Raw genomic sequence first — 22,000 nt, forward strand, 5'->3', positions numbered from 1 at the left:
TCTACTTCTTAAAACTTATAAGGTATATCTCCCTGTTTTTCTTGATATTCTTTGTATTCTTGTGGTTTACGAACTACGTCTTGCCCACAGTGTTTACATTCAGTTGCATTTGAATCAATTGACTCTCCATTAGTTGTTATAAATTACTGTCCACTTTTTTATTCCCCTAGTATATTAGATAATGTATCCATATCCTTATCTCCTCTTCCAGATAAATTCAATACAATAATATCATCCTTTTTTGTTTCTTTAGCAAATTTCATTAAATAAGCTATGGCATGAGCACTTTCTAATGCAGGTATAATTCCTTCTACCTTAGTCAAGTATTGAAAAGCTTCTATAGCTTCATCATCGTTTATAGCTACATATTTAATTCTATTAATAGAATGGAAATAAGCATGTTCTGGTCCAATTCCAGGATAATCAAGACCTGCTGATATGGAGTAAACTGGCTTTACCTCACCCTTATCGTCTTGAAGTAAATAAGTCATCATCCCATGTATAATTCCTAAGCTGCCTTTAGAAATACTAGCCGCATGATATTCTGTGTCAATTCCAAGGCCTCCGGCTTCAACTCCATACATAGCTACGTTATCTTCAATAAACGGATAAAATAAACCCATAGCATTACTACCTCCACCTACACACGCTATTAAATAATCAGGTAGCTTTCCTTCCTTTTCTATAATTTGTTTTTTTACTTCATCACCTATGATTCGTTGAAAATCTCTTACCATTGTAGGATAAGGATGAGGTCCTACTACAGATCCAATTACATAAAAGGTATCTTCTATATTAGCAGCCCAATGTGTAATAGCCTCATTGGTAGCGTCCTTCAAGGTTTTTGTACCAGATGTTACAGAGTTTACTTTAGCCCCTAGCATCTTCATCTTTAAAACATTTAAGCCTTGTCTTTCTATATCTTCTTCACCCATAAATACTTCACAGGGAATATCGAACATGGCACAAATAGTAGCTGTGGCAAGGCCATGCTGTCCTGCACCGGTTTCTGCAATTACCTTCTTTTTACCCATTTTCCTTGCAAGAAGGACTTGGCCTATTACATTGTTTATCTTATGAGCGCCCGTATGATTTAAATCCTCTCTCTTTAAATAAATCTTACCCCCACCTAGCTTTTTAGTTAGATTTTCAGCATAATATAATGGAGTGGGTCTCCCTGAATACTCATTACAATAATACATATATTCCTTTTTGAAATCTTCATCTTCTTTTATCTGAGTAAACGCCTTTTCTAGTTCAATCAATGGATTCATTAGAATTTCAGCTGCAAATTGTCCTCCGAATTGTCCAAACTTTGCATTCATATAAATCATCCCCTTATTTTTTCTATTAATTGTTTTATAGACCTAGAATTGATATTGAATTCTTCATAATCTGGATACATACTCTAATACCCCTTTTTTAAAGTACAAAAAAAGCACCTCATCCTTAATCTAAGGACGAAATGCTTAACATTCCGTGTTGCCACCTTGTTTAGATAGTAATCTACATTTATAACAAAAAAACATTTCAATCCTAATCTAGGACGAAATGTTATAATCTCTTTGCCACCTAATATAGATAGTTTCCTATCTCACTCTTAAGGTACGGAAATACTAATATCTCGATACCCCGTCTTTATAACGTAAGACACTCGGCTAGTGGTACTCTCCTAAGATTTAACACCGCTTCTCATGGAACCATTCAACAACCTTTCCGTATCAGGATTCCACCATCCCCGACTCTCTAAACCTTTAAGAACTGCTTACTTTTCCCAATCAATGAATTTACTAACTATGTTTTCATAATCATAATATACAAATATATTTTTGTCAATAGTTTTCATTCGACCTTTTTCATTCTTTAAATGTTATCAATATGAAGTGGTTCTATTATTTTTAGGTCGGTAAATAAACACTGTGGATACGAGTACACCAAAGGCAATTCCAAATGTTGTCTTGATAGTCTGTAATCCATATTCACCTATCATGCCTATATTTCCTTGTACGACTCCACTCATTGTGTAATACAAGGCTCCCCCTGGTAATAATGGCACAAGAGATGGCAACATAAAAACCGTGGAAGGTGCTTTCAAAATCCGTGCTATAACCTCTGAATATATGCTTACAACAATAGCTGAAATCATATTGCAAATAAAAATGTTATATGTATAATGGTAACATAAAAGATACACAACCCAGGCAATGAAACCACCAACTGTAGCAACCAATAATCTCTTCTTTTTTACACGAAAATATAACCCAAATCCTATAGTTCCTATTATAGCTGATATAATTTGTACTACTTCTGATTGCGTCATAAAATCCCTCCTAAAGTAACTAGCGCAATTGCAAATCCACCTGCAATGGAAAGAGCTATAAGAATAGCTTCTGTCAGCTGTATCATACCTGCAATAGTGTCTCCCAAAAATATAGCTCTCAAAGAATTAACTAATACTAGTGCAGGAATTAAGAGCATAATATCTCCAATCATAATCTTATCTACATGTACACCAATTCCTATCTTAACAAAGAGTATTGCAATAATACCCATCACAATAGATACAAATACTGTATACACAATACGATTAACATCTGGTTTTTTTATAAATGTATCAAAAAGAAACATTAAAAATGCAATAATACAAGAAGCAACGGCATCCCACCCATTTCCACCAAAGAAAACCGTAAATCCTCCTGCTGCACAAAGATATCCTATGCAAAGATCCCATTGTATATACTTATTTTGTTTTTTTGGAGATTTAATTTTTAAAAGTTCCTTCCTGATTTCATCTGTAGAAATCTTGTTTTTACAAATATATCTAGACAAAGCATTAGCATCTTCAATTTTAGAAAGATTTGTTCCATATATTTTTACTCTTCTTATCTGCGTTGCTACTCTTCCATCATTACATTTTGCCGAAGCTATAATTAATGAGGTGATTGCAAACACTTTTACATTTTCCAACTGATATGCATTACAAATTCTTGTAATAGAATCCTCAACCCTTCTTATTTCAGCACCACATGCCAGCATTATTTCTCCAAGGTCAAGAGCTAATTCCAAAATTTCCTCTTCATATATCACTTTATCCATATAAACCTCACTATATATTTTTATCAAACCTTATACATGTACACATATAATGTTATTATAAAAATCCTTTTCATTAGTTAAATTGTACCATGAGATTTCTGAAATGGTCAATGAAAATTAGCGTGATTAACCTAGTGAAATCAACTATTTAGTGCCTCTTTTGAGGTAGTTTAGTATTCAATCATAAAGATATAACTTCATCTAGATTCTTTTTTGTCTCCTCTGTTAATTGATGAGTTATCATAATTACTGTGAGTTTTGGATCTTCCAGAACCTTATTTTCAATAGCATTTCTAGTTTCAAAATCAAGGCCAGATGTCCCCTCATCTATAAACAAAAGCTTTTTATTTCGAATAAGTGCTCTTGCAATAGCAATACGTTGTTTTTGTCCTCCAGAAAGGTTTTTACCATTCTCAGTAATTTGATAATCAATTCCACCTGGTTGTCCTAATATAAAATCCAAAAGAACACTCTTTACAAGTACATCATTTAAAACTTCGTCACTAAATTCCTCACCTAATGTAATATTATAACGGATACTTTCGTTTAGGATATAAGTATTCTGATCAATGAATCCAACAAGATTTCGAAGACTCTTTTGCTCTATATTACCAAGTTCTACCTCATCATAATAGACTAATCCACCGTATCCTTTTAAAATTCCTGCTAAGATTTTAATTAATGTTGTCTTTCCTACTCCACTTTTCCCAACAATAGCATATTTTTTTCCCGAATAAAAGGTTAAATTTAATCCTGAAAAGAATTCTTTACCATCAGAATAGGAATAATGAAGATCTTTTATTTCAACTTTCATATTTAATTCTTTAATCTCTTTAATCTCTTTAGCTTCTATAGATCCTTCTAACACTTTAGAATTATTCATAGATGTAATCTTATTATATACTGGAAGTGCAGAATCTATAAGCATCTTTTGACTTACCGCCATCTGTGCGTTTCCAAAAAAAAGTGAAGCAAGACTCATAAGCCCCACCACAGAACCTGGAGTTATTATTCCCTTAACAACCAATACCCCTGTGGCAATAATATAAATCATCTGTGACAATATGGCTACTGTGTTAATAATTGCATTAGAGGAGTAAATAACTTTATTGTATTTATATCGACTATCCTCTAAGTTTGTGGTAGACTTAGCAATTTGTATATTCATTTTATCTATACAGTTTTCTGATAAAAACACTCCAAATCCTAACATGATATTCTTAATTTTACTAGTAAAGATACCACTCTCATGGCTATAATCCTCTGCTACATTTTGCATACGAGGTGCTAGGTATTTAGGAGTAATCATGGTTACTAGTAAGCTTACTGGAAAAATAATAATAAATGACCAATGAATCATTGTGGCTCCAATAAGCGATGCTATCACTGAAATTATCTGATTAAGCATCATATAAAAAGGTTTTACTCCATTATTCAATACATAATCTACGTCCTGAGTTAACCAAGCCACATACATCCCACTATCTTTTGAATTATATTCTTCATAATCATATTCCATAAACTTTTTCGCAATATCAGCTCTTAAATCTATGCCAATAGCTTTAACCATTTTTGATTCATACAATCCATATATGTATCCCTGAATAGATTTTAAAATCATTATTCCCAAAACGATTACAAGATATCTATAGAAATTATCTATATCTTGATTAATAATAGCATCCGTCATATTTAAGTTCATAAAGGAATTAACTACAAGAATAATATTTCCTATAACTAAAAGTGCTATGATTAATACTGCAAAACCTTTATGCTTAAAATAAATCTTTTTCATATAACCCCTCCTTCATTCCACGTTTTGCAAGCTACCTTAATTATGGCATTTATTCGAGGTATAATCCAGAAATATTTTTTAGAATATTGCGACATAATTTCATAAAATTCTACATTTTATAATGTTATTATTTCAAATAAGTATACTAAAAGGGTGCGCTAAATACTAACTTTTATAGTTAGTATAAAACGCACCCTTTGTTTTTTATAAAAAGAAGATCCTGGATATATAAGTGTTTACAATGTATCTATAAGCTGAAGTATTTCCACATTTTCAGGAATGTCCTTCATAGAGTTTCCGTAGTGTACATATCTTAGTATCCCATTTTTATCTATTACCATCTGTGCAGGCATCCTCCCTAGCTTAAGTAGGTTTACTTTCTGCTCATATAGGTCTAGCACAGAATGCTTTTCATCTGGAATACCATAAAATTGAAGACCATTTTGTTCAAAGTATGCTTTAAAAGCCTTTGCATTTTCAGGTCCTAGTACAACTATTTCAGTGTCTCTTTTTATAAACTCATTGTAATCTTGATGCAACTGCATCATATGCTTTTTGCAAAAAGGTCAAGCAAAACCTCTATTAAATACAACCAATACATTTTTCATTTTTCTAAAATTAGAAATCTTGATCTTATTTCCTTTAAAATCATAAATTTCAAATTCTGGTGCTTCTTTATTTAATTCCATACTAGCCATTTTGCCATCTCCTCACTTTATCTTAATATACATTTAAATTAACTAAAGTTCTATAAATTATTTAACTTTTTAATAAAAAATAGTGTTTTATTCTCTAGTCCAAGAGAATACATACTCCATATTCTCTGGTAATTTTAATTCTGGTTCACATGTTATATCAAAAAATTTTACACTAATGAAATACTCTTTTAATTTTGCGGACTATAAATCTAGTTAAAAGAAACAAACTTACCATCTTTCTAAAGTTTATTATAAGTAAGATTCTCTATACTCTCCTGCTTAAAATTAAATACTTAATATTAAGGTTCAACAAGTCCATATTTCTTTTTTATTCTATCTAACTTTTCAATCATTGGATTCGCCAAAATAAAGAGAAAAAATATAGTTGCAATGGCATGTACTAAATCAAAAGGAATTCCTGATATATATGTAGCTTTAAGTGCCTTCCAATTTAGTTTTCCTGTAAACATAACTAAAGCTCCGATATTTATTATGCCACCATATATTACAAAGGTTGCAATACCACCATATATACATAAGGCGCCCCTTTTTTTAGGTAGCATCCCCTTCTTGAATAAAATCCCTGCCAAAAACCCAATTATTCCAAAACAAAACATTTGCCAAGGAGTCCAAGGGCCTTGTCCAAAGAAAAAGTTTGATACAAAACCTGTAACTGCGCCGACTAAAAATCCACTTTCTGCTCCAAAGCATACTCCAGAAATTATTACAACGGCTACAACTGGTTTAAATTGTGGTAACATAAAAAATGCTGCTCTTCCTGCCACACCTATTCCACATAGTACAGAGATTGTTACTAGCTCTCTAGGTTGTGGTTTTCTTTTCTCGAATATCATGAAAAAAGGAACCATTGTATAAAGGATTATAAGTAAGCTAATAAAATACTCCTTCCTATCATTTAATACTATAATACCAAATGCCATAGTTATTGGTATTACAATTAGAATCATAAATGAAGCTACTATGGTACGTTTACTTAAAGAGTTACCTTTTCCAGTGTTTGATTGCATGATTTTATCACATCCTCATTTACTATTGCATTTTTAAATATATGCCTAGACATTCTATTAGCTGATGTAGTATAAAAGCTATTTCCACTGAAAAACTTCTTTGGTGTTCCACTTGTAACAACATTTCCATCAAAAAATAAAGAGCACATATCTGCATATTTAGCACAAAATTCTATATCGTGAGACACGATTAAAATAGTTACACCTTTTGATGTAAGTTTTCTCAATATCTCTCCAAGCTTATTTTTGAAACAATTATCCATTCCTTTAGTAGGCTCATCAAGCAATAAAATTTTAGGATTCAACAAAAGTACCTTTGCCATAGCCGCTCTTTGTTGTTCTCCACCACTTAAATCATATGGATGCATGTGTAAAACATAACTTATTTCTAGAAGCTCTGACATAGCCTTTACTTTTTCCTTCTTTTCTTCCTTCGAAATCTTTTCACCGCTTAAAATTTCTAACAAATCAAGTTCTACTGTCTTTTCCATAAATAGAGATTGAGGGTTCTGTGGCAACACTCCTAAATTAGAATTAAAAAGTTCCTTATTAGAGTACTTTCCAATTTCCTTACCATTTATATTAACCTTCCCTCTATATGGTTTGTTTATACCAGTTATTATATTTAATGTTGTTGTTTTCCCTGTACCATTTCCACCAACAATGGAATGAATTGTACCCTTTTTAACTTCAAGAGATAAGTCCTTAACAATGTCACTTGAATTCTTTTCATACTTAAACCAGATTTCTTTAAGACTAAGAATTACATCTGACTCCTTAGGCTCACAACTTATATCACAAGCTATTTCATCAATGTCTTTATGAACTAATAGCTTGTCTAAAAACCCCCTACCTTCTCTAACTGTTAACGGACATGGCAGATCAGAATCTACACCTGCATATATTTGCATTGGACTTGGCATTGAAACAAACATATCATGATTACTTTGTTTTAGTTTCCTTCCAACACTTCTTGGTGTGTCATTTTCTATTATTTCACCATTATCCAACACTATGACCCTATCAGACATTGGGAATACTTCTTCTAATCTATGTTCTGTTATTATAATTGTGGTACCTATCTCTTGATTAATCTTTCTAACGGTATCTAAAAATTCAGTTGCTGCTATTGGGTCAAGCTGTGAAGTTGGTTCATCTAAAATAAGTACCGATGGCTGCATTGCCATTATAGCTGCAAGATTAAGTAGTTGTTTTTGTCCTCCTGATAGTTCTGTAACATTTTTCATAAACCAACCTTGGATTCCAAAAAAACTTGCCATTTCAGCCACTCTTAAACGAATAGTAGTGTTGTCAAAGCCTAAGCTTTCAAGTCCAAAAGCAAGTTCATGCCAAACCTTATCTGTAACAATTTGATTGTCAGGACTTTGCAAAACATACCCTATTTCTGATGATTGTGTTCTTAAGTCAACCTTTTCAAGAACAGTGTCCTTGAATAAAATCTCTCCATTACGTTCACCATGTGGTGTTAGCACAGTCTTTAAATGTCTAAGCAATGTACTTTTACCACAACCTGACTTCCCACAAATAGTAACAAATTCACCTTGACCTATTTCTAAGTTAATGTTTTGTAAAGCGTGTTTTTCACATTCTGGATATGCAAATGTTAAGCCTGTAATTCTATATAGTTCCATTTTATATCCTCCATTGTATTTAATATAACCGGCAAAATTAAAAGTAAGAAATAAGATACATACACAACTATACTAAAAATTGAAATCTCCTTATAAATAATTTGTGGGTTATATTTAATATTATTCTCACCCAAGAAAGCTCCTATTAATACAATCAATGATAATCCTGAGGTTATACTAAAGACAACTTTATCTCTAGTACCAAAACGAAAGTTAGAAAAACTTGTTCTTCCCTTTAATCCATAGCCACGAGATTTCATAGAATCTGCTGTTTCAATAGAGTTTTCTAAGGCCCACGTTATCATAATAGATAATATTTTTAGTCCATTTTTTGCTCTTTTAATGATATTTCCCTGAGTAGCATCTCTTCCAATACACTTTTGTCCATTAGAAATCACCTTTATTTGAGCTTTAAACTTTGGAACAAATCTAAGAGACATAGATATTATTAATGACAGTGCAGGTATTACTTTACCAAAGACGTACATAAACTTATCCGATGTCATTATGGAATTATAGCAAGAAAACCATATAATAACGGATATATACATAGTTGCTGATGCTACCCCATAGACAATGGATTCTAATGTAACTGGATTATCATTTACATAAAGCAAAATGGTAACCCCATAGTGGTTAAATGCTGGATTTATTAACATCAATATTATTAATAAAGGAATCATATATACAATATTAAACTTTAGCGCCTTTCTTTTATTTAAATATGTTGAGTATATCATACTGCATATAAGTGATATCACTAGAAATATTGGATGCATAAAAAACATACTAAATCCAATAACTCCTATGAAGTAAAAGAAGTTTATTATAGGATGATAAGTTGAAAATGAATCTCTCATTAGTTTTCCTCCTTAATCGTCTAAAGTTTCTCCCATCCAAGTACAGCCCACATCTCTACCTAAATCACAGGTATACCTCCAATTTACAACATCACCATCTTTTAATACATATCTGCTACATCCGTAATTTGGATACCAACCATTAACCTTATACATCCATCCACTATATCTTCCACAATCAAATTCATATAAATTATGAATTCCCTCTATATAGTTGCTATTATAAATTGGTGTCATAGTAAATTCCATGTGTATTCTGTTTTTTTTCATTTCTCTATTAAGCATATTAAATACAGATTCACCTTCATAAAACATTACTCTACGATCTTTATATATTATCCCATCCTTAGGTAATACAGCCATCTTATCATTATTGAAGTCTTTCATATTATCTAAGATTGTCAAACAATCTACAGAAAGCGTACAATATTTAACCTTAGACTTATCTATTTTTGAATTTTGCCATTCCTTTGGTTTTGGCATTCCTTCTGGGGTAGGATCTGTTAGATATTGGTCCTTAGTCCCACTTTCTCTATGCTTATTAGCCTCTACTAGCAATTCTTCTTTTGATTTTTCTTTTACAGGTTTTTTATGTCATCTTTTATTTTATTAGCTACCTTATTGGAATCTTTGTCTTTATTATCTTTAGGTGCCTTCTCTTTATTAGTTTCACCTTCAGCTACATTGCTTTCATTTTCCTCAATTTTATCTTCATCAACTTCATTTGACTCATCAGCTTCTTCTTTATCTTCTTCATCTTCGCTTTTTACATCACTTGTATCCTCTGATAATGCACCATCATTTAGTACTATTCCAATATTTGTAGAGCATGTTGTATCTTCTGCAACATCATCAGGCCTTTCTATTTTACATCCTGTAAGTACTGTAGCTATAATCAACAGAATGATAAATATTGATTTTATATTTTTTTTCATTACTTATATCCACCTTTCTATATATTAGAGGTGTCTCCACAAATATGAAAACACCCCTTCTTAAAATTACTTTTATATCTTGAGTATAGATTTCTTCTTTAGGATAAATATCAATCCACCACTACAAACAAATAATAGGGAAAGAAGTATAACGTTTGAGTTATCTCCTGTCTTAGGTGCTTCACCTTTTTCAGACTTTACTTCTTTAGATTCTAAATCTATAGTATTTGATGCTTCATCAACACTACTTTCTAGCCTTGGATCTTGACTAATAAAATAATCCGAACAATGGTCAATTTCAAATATTGCTCTTCCATCTTTCACATCTATTTCGCTAATTAACACAGGCTTATTTGTTTCTTCATTGAAATAGTATAGGAAATACTTACCGTCTTCTAAATCAACCTCAATATTAATGTTTGCCTTCCCTGGTAACTTTCCTTCATGAGAAAAATTTAAAATAACAGCATCTTTTGCAATATCTTTAATAGTTTCATCATTTTTAGATGTAACTGAAATCAGTGTGTTAAAATCAATAGTTGGATCAGTAATATCTAAACCCTTAAATGTTACTGTGTAGTTTTTCCCATCTGAAGTTTTACCTTCAAAAGTATAAATTTCATCAGTACCTATTATATTTTGAAATACATCACTTAATAAAATATTATTAGTTTCAAGCTCATAAATTACCTTTTGTGCAAATAAAACATCCTTATAATTTTCAACATACTTTCTATCCTTTTCGTCAAGCTTTTCATATTCATCTAATAAATCTAGAATAACAGCTTTATTCTTTAGCGTTATATTCATAGGCTGTATCTCTTTAAAAATTCTATCATCAAGTTTATTTACTTTGGCCTCGATTACCTCTATTTTCTTCATTATTACATTTAACTTTTCAATATTGACTTTCTTCTCTTGGAAATCTTCTAGAGCGATTAAATCAATTGTAAGCTGTGAAACCAATTTCTTGTCATCAAGACTTATATCCTTTGGTAATTTATTAATCTTATCTAAAATTACTCTTTGTTTATGGAAGGTCTCATTTCCTAGTTCCTCTTTAAGTTGCTTAAGCTTTTGATTTGCACTATTTAACTTTTCAATATTTGTTACCTTTTTCTTATCACTTTCCATTAAACTATTATATTTTTCATTTACTTCTTTAATTTTTTCCTCATCCTCTAATGCAATTACTTCTGAAAGATTATTAATAGCATTTATTACATCATTTACTTTGGCTTCGCCTGTTATCTTAATACTAATCTCATAATTTTTTGTCTCGTTTTGTCTGTTTTTTATTTCAACTTGTACCTTTTCTCCATCTACAGCCTTTATTTCAGAATTTAATTTTACATTGCTTATATCATAAGCACCCATTGGTATATTTATAAAGCTAAATTTTTCAACTTCAACTGGTAGTTCAAGCGAATATGATAGCTGATCTTTATTGAAAGCTATATTGTAGTTATTATCATTACCCTTTATAATAAATTCATTCTGGTTTGTTTCTGGTCTAAAATCATATAAGCTTCTCATATTATTTCTTACACGGAAATAGGATACCAATCCATAAAGTGTTTGTTCTGTTGCCATACTATTAGATGCATCTGGTCTAGATGATGGGTTTTGAGGATCATAAGTGAATGAATGTAAGAACCCTCCATCCTTAGGATTTCTATATTTCATTATTCCATCAATTAAAGTTTTACCGTCCTTTATAAATCTTTGGTCCTTCTCACAATCAATTCCGATAGAACTTAATGCTACAAGCATTTGAACTGTACTTTCTACATTTTCAGTTCCCCAACTAAAATAATCTCCATCAGCATTTTGCTTTGTTCCCATTAAATCTAAAGATTCATCTATAACTTGTTTTATAGTTTTACTACACTCTATATAACTTCCTTGATCATTCTTAATCTTTTTAGATTTATATGTGTATACCTTATCACTATCATAATATGATGCTAATGCTTGTACCGCCATACCTGTAATGTCAGGGTCTGCTATATTCCCAGTCAATGCAAATCCACCATCTGCTAGCTGCTCTTCAAGTACTAATTTTATAATATGTTCCCTTGTAAATTTAGCTCCTTCTGGCACATCATATCTTAATGTATCCATTGAAATAAGCGACCAAATAGCTCCATTTATACCCTGTCCCTTAACACCTCTTCTTGCGATGCAGTTGTAACTACCATCTGCAATTAAATTAATAGGATTACCCTTTGCATCCACGCCCATTTTTGTAGGGTCTCCACCCATAGCAAGTACTGCTAAAGAAATTCTATGCCATTCTGTTGCCTTAACAGGATGTAAATTACCACTTTCTTTATATCTTTCAGTAACATTTTTTTCTATAGCAGAAAGATATGCACCATAGTCATCCTTATATCCATATCTCCCCATACCTATAGGGAACCAGTCCCCCGGTGTAGTTCCTACCATTTGTAAGAATTCAGGATTTAATAACTTATCCTCTCCTTGCTTTGCCCAATTTATTATGCCTCCAATAGTCTCTTCAAGTTTCTCATTGGAAATAGAATTAGCTTTTGTTTCCTTTGCAAAAACAGTAGTAGGCATTCCAATTAATATACACATTATAAGCATAATACTTAATAACTTTTCCTTAATTTTCACAATATACACTTCCTATTCACTTTATTGTTGTAAAAATACAAAATACTTCCGTTACCAAACTTTTAGTATTCTTCAATCAATTTTCCTTGAACTACCAGCCTAGCATTTTCCCAATCATATTCGCAGGTAGATAAAGTAAGTATTGTATCTTTACAGTTCAATTCAATATCTTTAAAATATAATGATGAATCTTCAATCCCTTTTAAATAATAATTTAGTTCTTGATCATCTTCAAAATAAGTTTTTCTATAATTAAAATCCTCATTTACAAGAAACACAGAAAAGATCTCAAATCTATATCTTTTATAAAACATATCTAAATATATTATTGAATTATCATAATTAAATTCTTTATTCCTGAAAACTTTTAAATCTGAAAACATACTCTCATCTTTCATATTATGTCCATATAAAATTATATTCTGACCTTGTAGTCTATTAGGTTCTAATTCATTCCTATAATCAATAAAAATAGTCCCATACTTACTTTTTTCTTTTTTTATATCATGATTAATATAAAACTTATTATTTTCACATTGAACTACAGGATAATTGATTTTAGTATTATCAATCTTTATAACCCCTTTTATATCACTATTTATATCAAGTAACATTTCCATAATATTTGTATCATTCTCATTTATATCTCTTGTCTGCTCTTCCACTACTTGTGAAATCTTATTTAATACGTTCTTATTTAAACTTTTATTGTTGTATGATTGATATTTCATATAAATAAGACCTATTCCTGAGAAAATAAATATTATTAGACATATTGAAAATAATACCTTTCTTGCTATACTACACACTTTATTTAATGCCCTCTCCTTTCTTCTTTGAATAAACAAGTGCTACCAATATGGCGAAAGATACAAAAAATAATAGTGTTATGAAAATTATAGGAGAATTATCACCTGTTTTAGGTGAGGCTTTACCATCAAGCTGCTTAGACACCTTTGTTGTATTAACCTCATTAGATATATCTTCATTATCAGAAGAAGTTTTTAATATATCATTAGATATCTCTTCCCCACTAACAGTAGTATCTTCTTCATTTATAGATGTTTTTTCCTTGATATCAGGTATATTTCCTTTACTTATAGGCATTTCTTCTTTACTAACAGGTATATCTTCCTTACTTACAGGCGTTTCTTCTTTACTAACAGGTATATCCTCCTTGCTTATTGGAGTTTCTTCCTTATCTCCTTCCTTAATAGGTTCTTTAGGATCCATAGGTTCTACTGGTTCTACTGGGCTTTCAACCATCACTCTTTTTTCTGAAATAACGTATACACTAAAATGATTTGTTTCAAAAGATACACTATCATCGGTAATAATTGCTTGCATATCTTTAAATGTGCCATCTTCTAATATTCTATATATAAGTATTTTACTGTGATCATATCCTGTAGGTATAGGTAGTATTACCTTAACATTGCCCTTAGGTTGAACCTTTACCCCTTCACTTTCTAAATGAATATCAAAAGCACTAAATTTTCCTGATATATCCTTTAGCGATGTTTCAATCCCTTTGAATACCTTTACACTTGACTCTGTTATAGGTATTACAATAAGCTTTGTATCTACTGGTAGAATATTTGCAGGTGCTTCTATATTTACACCAGTAGCTTTATCTTCATCTCTTATAGGTTTAATGCTAAACTCCGGAACAATAATCTCACAAGTAGCAGTTAAAGTTCCAACTCTTGCTGTGATAATTGCTTTCCCTTCTTTTAAAGTAGTTACTTTACCATTTTCTACTGTTGCCACTGTTTCATCAGAAGTTGTCCACTCTACTGTTTTGTTATCAGTAGTATTCTGTTCATTGTAACCAACTACTAATGTTTCTTCAGTATTCTTATCTAATGTAACAGATGTCTTATCTAAATATATACTAGTCAAAGGAATTCTTTCTAAGGCGAAATTTAACTTTGAGTAAACTTCATCTACTGTTATTTGTGTTTCATCTAATTGTATAGCGACCTTCATAGCTTCATCATAAGCTTTCTTTATCCATGACTTATCTAATATCTTATCCTTGTCTTTTGATGAGTTTATTGAAGAAAGTAATGCCATCAATTTATCTTTATTTGCTACTTCATAGTAGTCTGTGCTTTGACCACCCATGGCATAACTACCACCGATATCTCCACCATATCCAAATAAAGTGAATTGAACTCTAACAACGTCTCCATCCCCTAAATAAGAATCTGCGAATCCTACATTTGGGAATATGTTATTTACAGCATACATCCATCCCGACATAAAGGTGTAGTCAAATTCTCCTAAGCAGGAAGCATCATCTAAATCCTCTGTGGGCCAATTATTTTCTCTTTCTAAAACCTCTTTAAGTTTCTGTGGAACCTTTTCTTTAATATCTATAGGCGCATTTAAAGTTTGCATCTTATCTTTATCTTTACATCCATATTTAAGTTTTCCTCCATCTCCTATAATGGACAAATAAAAACTAGCTCCTAATTTTCCAGTACGATTATAGGAATAGCCCTTCTCAGTTAGGATACGATCCAATGACTGCGCAGCATTTTCCCCTTCATATATAGGAAACTGTGTAGGTTCAACTATAAACCCTCTACCAATAGTTAATGCTTCTACTGTCCATGTAGCATGTCCAATTAAATCACCTTTAGATGCCTTTTCATACACAATGCTATAACTCTTAGTTGCTACCTTATCTCTAGAGTAGGCTTTTACAACAACAGTGTTTTTACCTTCTTCTTTGAAGTTAAGGGTGTAGCTTGTCTTATTGTTATCATCCCAATTATATTTTACCTCTTCCCCATTAAGGGTAACTTCACTTGATACTTTTTCCCCCTCTAGTCTTGCTATAACATCGAATGTTTTCTTACTACCTTTAAGTGTGATTCCATCAGTAAGTGTTGTTTCTAATGAAATTTCTCCTACTACATCAGCAAAAGCTGATATAGGAAGCGACATCATCACTATAAATAGTGACAATAACATAGCAAAAATCTTTTTTGTCTTAATATTTTTCATATTCAATTTCATTCCCCCTATAATTTTTATATTATAAAATAAAAAGAGAACCGAAAATCGGTTCTCTCTTAAATCAGATTATTAATATATTAATTTAAATAATAAGCTCATTTTAAAATACTTATTACTCTAACTAAAAATAACCAAGTCAAGATCCCTCCGATATTGCTTAGGTAACAATATAAGGCAGGTCTCCTGACTTGAAATCATTCTACTCGCTTAAGTCTTCCCAGTTTAACCAGTGACTAAGAACATTAAACTATGTTCTTTAATAAGCTTTCGTCTTTCTTACAGTAGCGAGGGCTGTTATGGCTTTTACCATATTCCCTTTTAATGTACTTTTAATATACAACCTTATACAGGAATTATTCAATTTCAATTGTATTATATATGTTTAATACCCATAATGCAATACATTTTGAATTATTTTCCCTAGGAGCCATAATATTAACTACAAATGGAATTGTTGTTATTCCCTTTTCTTATTTCTATTAAATATATAATAGTCTTCTTAAAGATCTTTGCATTTTACACATCAAATAAACGCTTAATTTAAAACACTCCTTATTATAATGAAGCCCTATATATATTAAGCACATCTTGCGCTTCTAAAACCTTGAAATCTCCAAGCTTTCCACGTACAGTAGCTTGCTTTGCCATTTTTTCTAAGCTTTTTTCTTCAATTCCAACTTCTCTTAATGAAGAAGGTATTCCTAATGATACAAAGTATTCTTTCTAATGAAATGCTTTTATTTAGTACTTTTATAAAACTTAAATGTAATTAAAAGGTCTTTATACCATTCCATACCCTCTTTGCAAGTGCTGGTGATGCCATCTGCAAATGCCTTAAGACAATGTTTTGTGTCTCACCTTTTGCATGTACAAGACCAGATACAATATTCTCTACTAAGTTCTTTTTCCCAAGGGTTGAAAGAGATTCATATTTCTCTCCTGCTTGTGTAAAATCATCTGGTTCTTCTATTTCAGACCGCATAATTTCACCAGCCACATATCTTCCATTCCCACTAGATACCATAGATTTTGGTGAGAAGTTTTGTTGTTTATTAATTGGTATATTACGAAAATCTGGTCCTAATCTATGGCGCTGTGCATCTGAATAAACAAAAGCTCTTCCTTGAAGCATTTTATCATCAGAAAATTCTAGTCCTTCAACCAAATTTGCTGGTGCAAATGCCAGTTTTTCTACTTGCTCAGCATAATTTTCTGGATTACGATTTAAAACCATCTTCCCTACAGGTAAAAATGGAAAGGACACTTATATTTTAGAAGAATTATCTTTACCTGGCTGTGGCCCTAGTCCTTTGGGTTTATGGTCTATTCTAAGATATATGATGCCTTATGTTACCTCTTACTTCATGGTTAGAGGTGCTGGCGATTCACCTTTCATAATATAGTCATTATAAAAGGTCATATAACTCCTTTAGATTTAAAATTCTCAACACGCTCTCATCAATTCTTGCTTCACTAATTGTACCATTTTTTATTGCATCATAAATACCATTATAAGATTCCACAAAATCTTCAGGCATCAAGATAATATCAATACCTGCTAAGATTGTATTTATTGCACTTTCCTTCGATGAATATTTCTTAGTAATAGCGTCCATCTCCATTGCATCTGAAATAACTACACCTTTATAGCCAAGTTCTTTACGAAGCTTTCCTTCAATAATCTCGTTTGATAATGAAGCTGGAAGCTTATCTCCGGTTATGTTCGGTGCGGTTATATGAGAAATCATAACCATATCCGTTGTATCAATAGAATTTATAAAGGGCACTAATTCACATTTCTTTAATTCCTCCCAGGTTTTTTCAATGTACACCTCACCTGTGTGTGTATCACCTTTTGTATCTCCATGTCCGGGGAAATGTTTGACACAACTCATAATTCCCGCTTCATGCAGTCCTACAATTTCTGCAAATACCATTTTAGAAACTAAATCAGGATCATTCCCAAAAGAACGATTTCCTATTACTATGTTTTTAGGCTTTGTGTTAATATCAGCAACTGGCGCAAAATCTAAATTAAATCCATATGATTTTAGGTATGAGCCTATAGTGAATCCAACATCTTTTGCCTTTCCACTATTTTTGGTTTCTCCAATCTTTTGCATACTTTCAAATTTAGGCACATCAAATTTTGGTGACTTTGCAATTCGTGATACAGTTCCACCTTCTTCATCAATACCTACAAACAATGGAATAGCACTTTGCTTTTGCATATCCGAAATAAATGTAGTTAACTGCGTAGGATTTAAAATGTTTTTACTAAATAATGCAACACCGCCTATAGGGTATTTCTTAAGAGTTTCTTTCATATTTGTGTCAAGTTCTACCGCTCCATTGTTTGTTGAATCATTGATTTGTTTAGATGTTAAATTAAGCTCCAAATCATCAGGTCGTATAATGAAAAGCTGCCCGATCTTTTCTTCAAGTGTCATACTCTGAAGTAACTTTTCTGCCTTAGATTCTGTTTGTGCTATAGATGATGAGTGATCCTCCCCTGCGTCAACTTGTGGTAAGATCGATGAATCATTAGAAGATGAATCCTCATTAATACTACACCCCGAAAGCATTAATAACGTTAAAACAAGTAATCCATAAATGAACCTTTTCATATTCTAAGTCTCCTTTAAAAGTTAAAATGTAAAAAATGCACTCCAAATAAACAAAATCTCTTATTTACATTTTCACAAGTCCCTGCCCCTTTGTGGGGACATAATCTAACATTTCTTACTTAAGAATAAAAGATCTAAAAAAGATATTCCAAATGAAGTAGCAAAAGCTATAGTTAAATTTTTAGTTAAATCTATATTTCCAGATTTAAAGAAATGATCAAGTATGTAGTTAGAAATTCCAAATAAAATAAATATTAGTATAAATTTAATTAATCTATGTTTTATTTCTGCCCATTTTAATTTTCTAATCTTAATTATAACCATTATAGGCGTAAATATCAGTATAAAAAACGTTAGATATAAATAACACATTCCAAACCTTATTATTAATGGATGACTAATATTCTTATATACAATAAATAACATGGCTATAGTGGAAATTGCAAATAATCCAAAAAGAATTTTACTAAAGTTAACAAGTAAGTTTTTATTCAATATATCTCCCCATTTCTAAAGGTGGCGTCTCACTTTATGTCCCATAACTTCCTACCTTTATTATAATATTCATGTTTAATATTTCTTCAATTGTTCTTGATAAGCTTCCTTTATATTATTAATAATACTACATTCATTAAAACTTGTTTTGTAAATATTAGAGACTTTCATTACTCCCATAATGCTATTAGTTAAAAAAACACTATCTGCCGACATTAAATCAGACCTTCTGAACTTACCTTCAACAACATCAAAATTATTGATTATAAATTTTCTTACAATACCCTCAAGTAATCCACATTCTGTAGATGGAGTATATATTTTTTTATTCTTTACAAAAAAAACATTGGATATACTCCCCTCAGCTAAGTTACCCTCTGTGTTAAAAAACAACACCTCGTTATATCCCTCATTAATACATTTTTCATGTTCTAATGTGATTTCTAAATAATTTAAAGATTTTAAGTATGTAATTTGAGAAAATTCATTTCTCTTAACGCAACTTATTTTAACTTTAAAACCATTCTTATAACGTTCCTTAGTATAATCGTTTTTTCTACTAGTGAATAATGTATTATTCTCTGTAACTACTAGTTTTAAAACACAATTATTGCACTGAAGCTTCTTCACAGCCTCCAAAACTTCATTTTTAGTAATTTGTTTATATATTCCTATAATAAAAAGCCCATTATTTATCCTATCTAAATGATCCTCAAGAAAAAGTGGTGCATTGCATACAATCATAGTTTCAAAAAGTCCTCTCCCAAAATAAAGACCACTATCTAAAATAACCTTTTCATCTTCTACTCTATTACCATTTAAAAGTATCATAACTGAAAAACCCCTTTATAGTACTTTCATTAAAGCCCTCGCTTTATCTAATGTTTCATCATATTCCTCTTCTTTTTTTGATTCCCAGGTAACTCCTCCACCCACACCTAGATAAGCCTTTCCATCTTTCATAAGTATAGTTCTTATAACTATACTTAAATCTACATTACCATCAAACCCTAAGTATCCTATACATCCTGTATAAATATTTCTTTTAGTATTCTCCAATTCCTCAATTATTTCCATAGACCTTACTTTTGGTGCCCCTGTTATAGATCCACCTGGAAAACATTCTTTTATGCAATCCATTGATGTATATTTATCTTTTAATTCCCCCATAATGGTAGATACTAAGTGAAATACTGTACTATACTCCTCTAACTTAAAAAGCTCTGTTACCTTTACAGAATAAGGTTTACACACTTTACTTAAATCATTTCTCTCCAAATCTACAATCATTAATAACTCCGACTTATCTTTTTGGCTATCTATAAGTTCTTGTCTATTTTTAAAGTCTTCCTCTTCATCTTTCCCTCTTGGTCTTGTTCCCTTAATAGGTCTTGTTTGTACAATATTATTCATTATCTTTAAAAACCTCTCCGGTGAAGAAGATACCAAACTAAAATCTTCAATATTCATAAATGCAGCAAATGGAGCAGGATTTATATGTCTTAAGTCCTTATATATATCGTAAGGTTCCTTTTTTGTTTCACAACAGAACCTTTGGGTTAGATTAGTAATATAAATATCACCATTCCTTATATACTGCCTAACCCTTTCTACCGTATCCATATACTCATCTTTACCAAAGTTTGATATAAACTTCGTATAGCTCTCATTTAGTTCTTTATATTCAATTTTATGACCCTTTAATATGATTTCTTTTAATTGATTAACACTATCTTGTTTTGACTTCAATATTCCTAAAGAGGTAATATACGTTTTCTTTTTTATATTATCTACAATTACTGCATTATCATAAAAATAAAAATAACAATCAGGCACTTTCATTTCTTCTACATTCATACCAGGAATGTCTTCTATAGTTCTTACTATATCATAAGAAAGGTACCCCATAGCTCCAACTACATATGGAAGCCCTGTATTATTTTCAATTCTATATCTATTAATCAACTTGCTAAGTTCTTCAAAAGGCTCACCATTAAATCTTTTTTTATTTATAAAACAAATATTATTTTCATACTTAAAGGTAGCAAAAGAGTTTAATCCTATAAAAGAGTATCTACCTAAGTTTTCATCCCCCATACCACTATCTAAAATCGTCACTGTTTTATCGTCTTTAAATACTGAGTAAATATCAAAAGCATCCAATTCTGTTTTTATTTCTTCAATTAAAAACTCCATATAACTCCCCCTTATTAGCCCTTTTTGCTTCTTCTAAGAAGTTCTTAAGCATTTTATGCCCACATTCTGTTAGTTCTGCTTCCGGATGAAATTGTACTCCTTCAACAAGGTATTCTTTATGTCTAACTCCCATTATAACTCCATCAGTCGTTTCACAAGTTATAATAAGACATTGTGGAAGTGTTTCCTTCTCTATTACTAATGAATGATATCTTGTAACCCTCACCGGATTTTTAATTTCTTTAAATATACCTATATTCTTATGGTGTACTTCGAATACCTTCCCATGTATGGGTTCTTTACCCTTTATAATGTTAGCTCCAAATGCATATCCAATACTTTGATGTCCAAGACATATTCCTAAAATAGGAATCTTACCACTAAACCTTTTAATTATATCTACACAAACACCTGACTGTTCAGGTGACTTAGGACCTGGAGAAATTATAATTCCTTGTGGTTGCATTTTTTCCACATCTTCTAATGTTAATTTATCATTTTTATAAACCTTGACATCTTCCTTTAGTTCTTCTAAATATCTTACTAAGTTATATACAAATGAATCATAGTTATCCATTATAAGAAACATAAATTATCACTCCTTACTATTAAGATTAATTATTCTGCTTTTATACCTGGTAATTACATTTTAACACTCAAAACTAAAACATTATGCTAACTAATAATTCCTACTTAATATAAATTTATATTAAAATAATTTTCAACTCTTATAAATCCATTATTTAAACAAAAATGTGTACTTTAAGCGTAGTAATGAGGATATTCATTCCACCAGATCTTATTTAGCAATAATAACACCGTTTACATTATTATACATCTCATATTCTTTATAAGTCAAACTCCTAATACATCATTAATAATAATAAAAACATGTATAGTATCTTTTAAAATCTAAAAAGCATTAAGTTTTAGTATTCTTCATCGCTATAC

At 31.0% G+C, this 22,000-nt stretch carries 19 protein-coding genes, 2 pseudogenes and 1 riboswitch; all 21 genes and pseudogenes read right to left on the minus strand.

Annotated features, from left to right (window positions below):
• Positions 1 to 158: 158 nt before the first annotated feature.
• The 21 genes and pseudogenes from trpB to DY168_RS09570 all read right to left on the minus strand — a co-directional run bounded on the left by trpB (position 159) and on the right by DY168_RS09570 (position 21,638).
• The gene (gene trpB / locus DY168_RS09480) at positions 159 to 1,325 is read right to left on the minus strand and encodes a tryptophan synthase subunit beta (RefSeq protein ID WP_115641558.1); all 1,167 of its coding nucleotides are present in this window, start codon (positions 1,323 to 1,325) and stop codon (positions 159 to 161) included.
• Positions 1,326 to 1,873: 548 nt separating this feature from the next.
• The gene (locus tag DY168_RS09485) at positions 1,874 to 2,320 is read right to left on the minus strand and encodes a threonine/serine exporter family protein (RefSeq protein WP_115641559.1); all 447 of its coding nucleotides are present in this window, start codon (positions 2,318 to 2,320) and stop codon (positions 1,874 to 1,876) included.
• Positions 2,317 to 3,096 (minus strand): threonine/serine exporter family protein, encoded by a 780-nt coding sequence (locus tag DY168_RS09490; protein WP_115641560.1) that lies wholly within the window; start codon positions 3,094 to 3,096, stop codon positions 2,317 to 2,319. The genes DY168_RS09485 and DY168_RS09490 overlap by 4 nt, the downstream gene beginning before the upstream one ends.
• Positions 3,097 to 3,277: 181 nt before the next feature.
• Positions 3,278 to 4,891 (minus strand): ATP-binding cassette domain-containing protein, encoded by a 1,614-nt coding sequence (locus tag DY168_RS09495; protein ID WP_115641561.1) that lies wholly within the window; start codon positions 4,889 to 4,891, stop codon positions 3,278 to 3,280.
• A gap of 236 nt (positions 4,892 to 5,127) precedes the next feature.
• Positions 5,128 to 5,445, minus strand: a pseudogene (locus DY168_RS09500) (peroxiredoxin family protein); the annotation flags it as partial.
• Positions 5,446 to 5,457: 12 nt separating this feature from the next.
• A complete protein-coding gene (locus DY168_RS15165) occupies positions 5,458 to 5,589 on the minus strand; it encodes a hypothetical protein (RefSeq protein WP_278286351.1) in 132 nt (43 codons plus the stop codon).
• A 299-nt stretch (positions 5,590 to 5,888) separates the two neighbouring features.
• Positions 5,889 to 6,617 carry an ECF transporter S component gene (locus tag DY168_RS09505; RefSeq protein WP_115641563.1) on the minus strand — a complete coding sequence of 243 codons (729 nt, stop codon included), beginning with the start codon at positions 6,615 to 6,617 and terminating at the stop codon, positions 5,889 to 5,891.
• Entirely contained in the window at positions 6,584 to 8,269 is a 1,686-nt protein-coding gene (locus DY168_RS09510; protein ID WP_115641564.1) for an ABC transporter ATP-binding protein, read from the minus strand. The genes DY168_RS09505 and DY168_RS09510 overlap by 34 nt, the downstream gene beginning before the upstream one ends.
• Positions 8,242 to 9,129, minus strand: a complete 888-nt coding sequence (locus DY168_RS09515; RefSeq protein WP_115641565.1) for an energy-coupling factor transporter transmembrane component T — start codon at positions 9,127 to 9,129, stop codon at positions 8,242 to 8,244. The genes DY168_RS09510 and DY168_RS09515 overlap by 28 nt, the downstream gene beginning before the upstream one ends.
• 12 nt (positions 9,130 to 9,141) lie before the next feature.
• A complete protein-coding gene (locus DY168_RS09520) occupies positions 9,142 to 9,687 on the minus strand; it encodes a DUF4430 domain-containing protein (RefSeq protein ID WP_242984100.1) in 546 nt (181 codons plus the stop codon).
• Positions 9,688 to 9,707: 20 nt separating this feature from the next.
• A complete protein-coding gene (locus tag DY168_RS09525; protein WP_115641566.1) occupies positions 9,708 to 10,064 on the minus strand; it encodes a hypothetical protein in 357 nt (118 codons plus the stop codon).
• 72 nt (positions 10,065 to 10,136) lie between these two features.
• Positions 10,137 to 12,704: a hypothetical protein gene (locus DY168_RS09530; protein WP_115641567.1), complete on the minus strand. Its 2,568-nt coding sequence runs from the start codon at positions 12,702 to 12,704 to the stop codon at positions 10,137 to 10,139.
• A gap of 62 nt (positions 12,705 to 12,766) precedes the next feature.
• A complete protein-coding gene (gene srtB, locus DY168_RS09535; protein WP_172556314.1) occupies positions 12,767 to 13,513 on the minus strand; it encodes a class B sortase in 747 nt (248 codons plus the stop codon).
• 1 nt (position 13,514) lies between these two features.
• Complete coding sequence (locus DY168_RS09540; RefSeq protein WP_172556315.1) at positions 13,515 to 15,719, minus strand: Ig-like domain-containing protein; 2,205 nt, start codon at positions 15,717 to 15,719, stop codon at positions 13,515 to 13,517.
• Positions 15,720 to 15,887: 168 nt separating this feature from the next.
• Positions 15,888 to 16,091: riboswitch (cobalamin riboswitch) on the minus strand.
• Between the two features lie 195 nt (positions 16,092 to 16,286).
• A pseudogene (locus DY168_RS15340) lies at positions 16,287 to 16,436 on the minus strand (NADH-dependent alcohol dehydrogenase); the annotation flags it as partial.
• A 64-nt stretch (positions 16,437 to 16,500) separates the two neighbouring features.
• On the minus strand, positions 16,501 to 16,995 hold the full coding sequence (locus DY168_RS09545) for a catalase (protein WP_278286352.1): 495 nt from the start codon (positions 16,993 to 16,995) through the stop codon (positions 16,501 to 16,503).
• A gap of 142 nt (positions 16,996 to 17,137) precedes the next feature.
• Positions 17,138 to 18,358 (minus strand): glycoside hydrolase family 3 protein, encoded by a 1,221-nt coding sequence (locus tag DY168_RS09550; protein ID WP_115641571.1) that lies wholly within the window; start codon positions 18,356 to 18,358, stop codon positions 17,138 to 17,140.
• A gap of 105 nt (positions 18,359 to 18,463) precedes the next feature.
• A complete protein-coding gene (locus tag DY168_RS09555; RefSeq protein ID WP_115641572.1) occupies positions 18,464 to 18,853 on the minus strand; it encodes a hypothetical protein in 390 nt (129 codons plus the stop codon).
• A 75-nt stretch (positions 18,854 to 18,928) separates the two neighbouring features.
• Positions 18,929 to 19,684 (minus strand): aminotransferase class IV, encoded by a 756-nt coding sequence (locus DY168_RS09560; protein WP_115641573.1) that lies wholly within the window; start codon positions 19,682 to 19,684, stop codon positions 18,929 to 18,931.
• A 15-nt stretch (positions 19,685 to 19,699) separates the two neighbouring features.
• Positions 19,700 to 21,049, minus strand: a complete 1,350-nt coding sequence (gene pabB, locus DY168_RS09565; RefSeq protein WP_115641574.1) for an aminodeoxychorismate synthase component I — start codon at positions 21,047 to 21,049, stop codon at positions 19,700 to 19,702.
• Complete coding sequence (locus tag DY168_RS09570) at positions 21,033 to 21,638, minus strand: anthranilate synthase component II (protein WP_115641575.1); 606 nt, start codon at positions 21,636 to 21,638, stop codon at positions 21,033 to 21,035. Before DY168_RS09570 ends, pabB begins: the two co-directional genes overlap by 17 nt.
• Between the last annotated feature and the right edge of the window lie 362 nt (positions 21,639 to 22,000).

The sequence above is a fragment of the Clostridium putrefaciens genome (assembly GCF_900461105.1).
Taxonomy (GTDB): Bacteria; Bacillota; Clostridia; order Clostridiales; family Clostridiaceae; genus Clostridium_L; species Clostridium_L putrefaciens.

Excerpts from the sequence above, each read along its gene's own strand:
- DY168_RS09510 (WP_115641564.1), bottom strand. The coding sequence starts at position 8,269 with ATGGAACTATATAGAATTACAGGCTTAACATTTGCATATCCAGAATGT.
- pabB (WP_115641574.1), bottom strand. The coding sequence starts at position 21,049 with ATGGAGTTTTTAATTGAAGAAATAAAAACAGAATTGGATGCTTTTGAT.
- DY168_RS09495 (WP_115641561.1), bottom strand. The coding sequence starts at position 4,891 with ATGAAAAAGATTTATTTTAAGCATAAAGGTTTTGCAGTATTAATCATA.
- DY168_RS09485 (WP_115641559.1), bottom strand. The coding sequence starts at position 2,320 with ATGACGCAATCAGAAGTAGTACAAATTATATCAGCTATAATAGGAACT.
- DY168_RS09515 (WP_115641565.1), bottom strand. The coding sequence starts at position 9,129 with ATGAGAGATTCATTTTCAACTTATCATCCTATAATAAACTTCTTTTAC.
- DY168_RS15165 (WP_278286351.1), bottom strand. The coding sequence starts at position 5,589 with ATGGCTAGTATGGAATTAAATAAAGAAGCACCAGAATTTGAAATTTAT.
- DY168_RS09540 (WP_172556315.1), bottom strand. The coding sequence starts at position 15,719 with ATGAAAAATATTAAGACAAAAAAGATTTTTGCTATGTTATTGTCACTA.
- DY168_RS09560 (WP_115641573.1), bottom strand. The coding sequence starts at position 19,684 with ATGATACTTTTAAATGGTAATAGAGTAGAAGATGAAAAGGTTATTTTA.
- DY168_RS09525 (WP_115641566.1), bottom strand. The coding sequence starts at position 10,064 with ATGAAAAAAAATATAAAATCAATATTTATCATTCTGTTGATTATAGCT.
- DY168_RS09505 (WP_115641563.1), bottom strand. The coding sequence starts at position 6,617 with ATGCAATCAAACACTGGAAAAGGTAACTCTTTAAGTAAACGTACCATA.
- DY168_RS09550 (WP_115641571.1), bottom strand. The coding sequence starts at position 18,358 with ATGAAAAGGTTCATTTATGGATTACTTGTTTTAACGTTATTAATGCTT.
- trpB (WP_115641558.1), bottom strand. The coding sequence starts at position 1,325 with ATGAATGCAAAGTTTGGACAATTCGGAGGACAATTTGCAGCTGAAATT.
- DY168_RS09490 (WP_115641560.1), bottom strand. The coding sequence starts at position 3,096 with ATGGATAAAGTGATATATGAAGAGGAAATTTTGGAATTAGCTCTTGAC.
- DY168_RS09570 (WP_115641575.1), bottom strand. The coding sequence starts at position 21,638 with ATGTTTCTTATAATGGATAACTATGATTCATTTGTATATAACTTAGTA.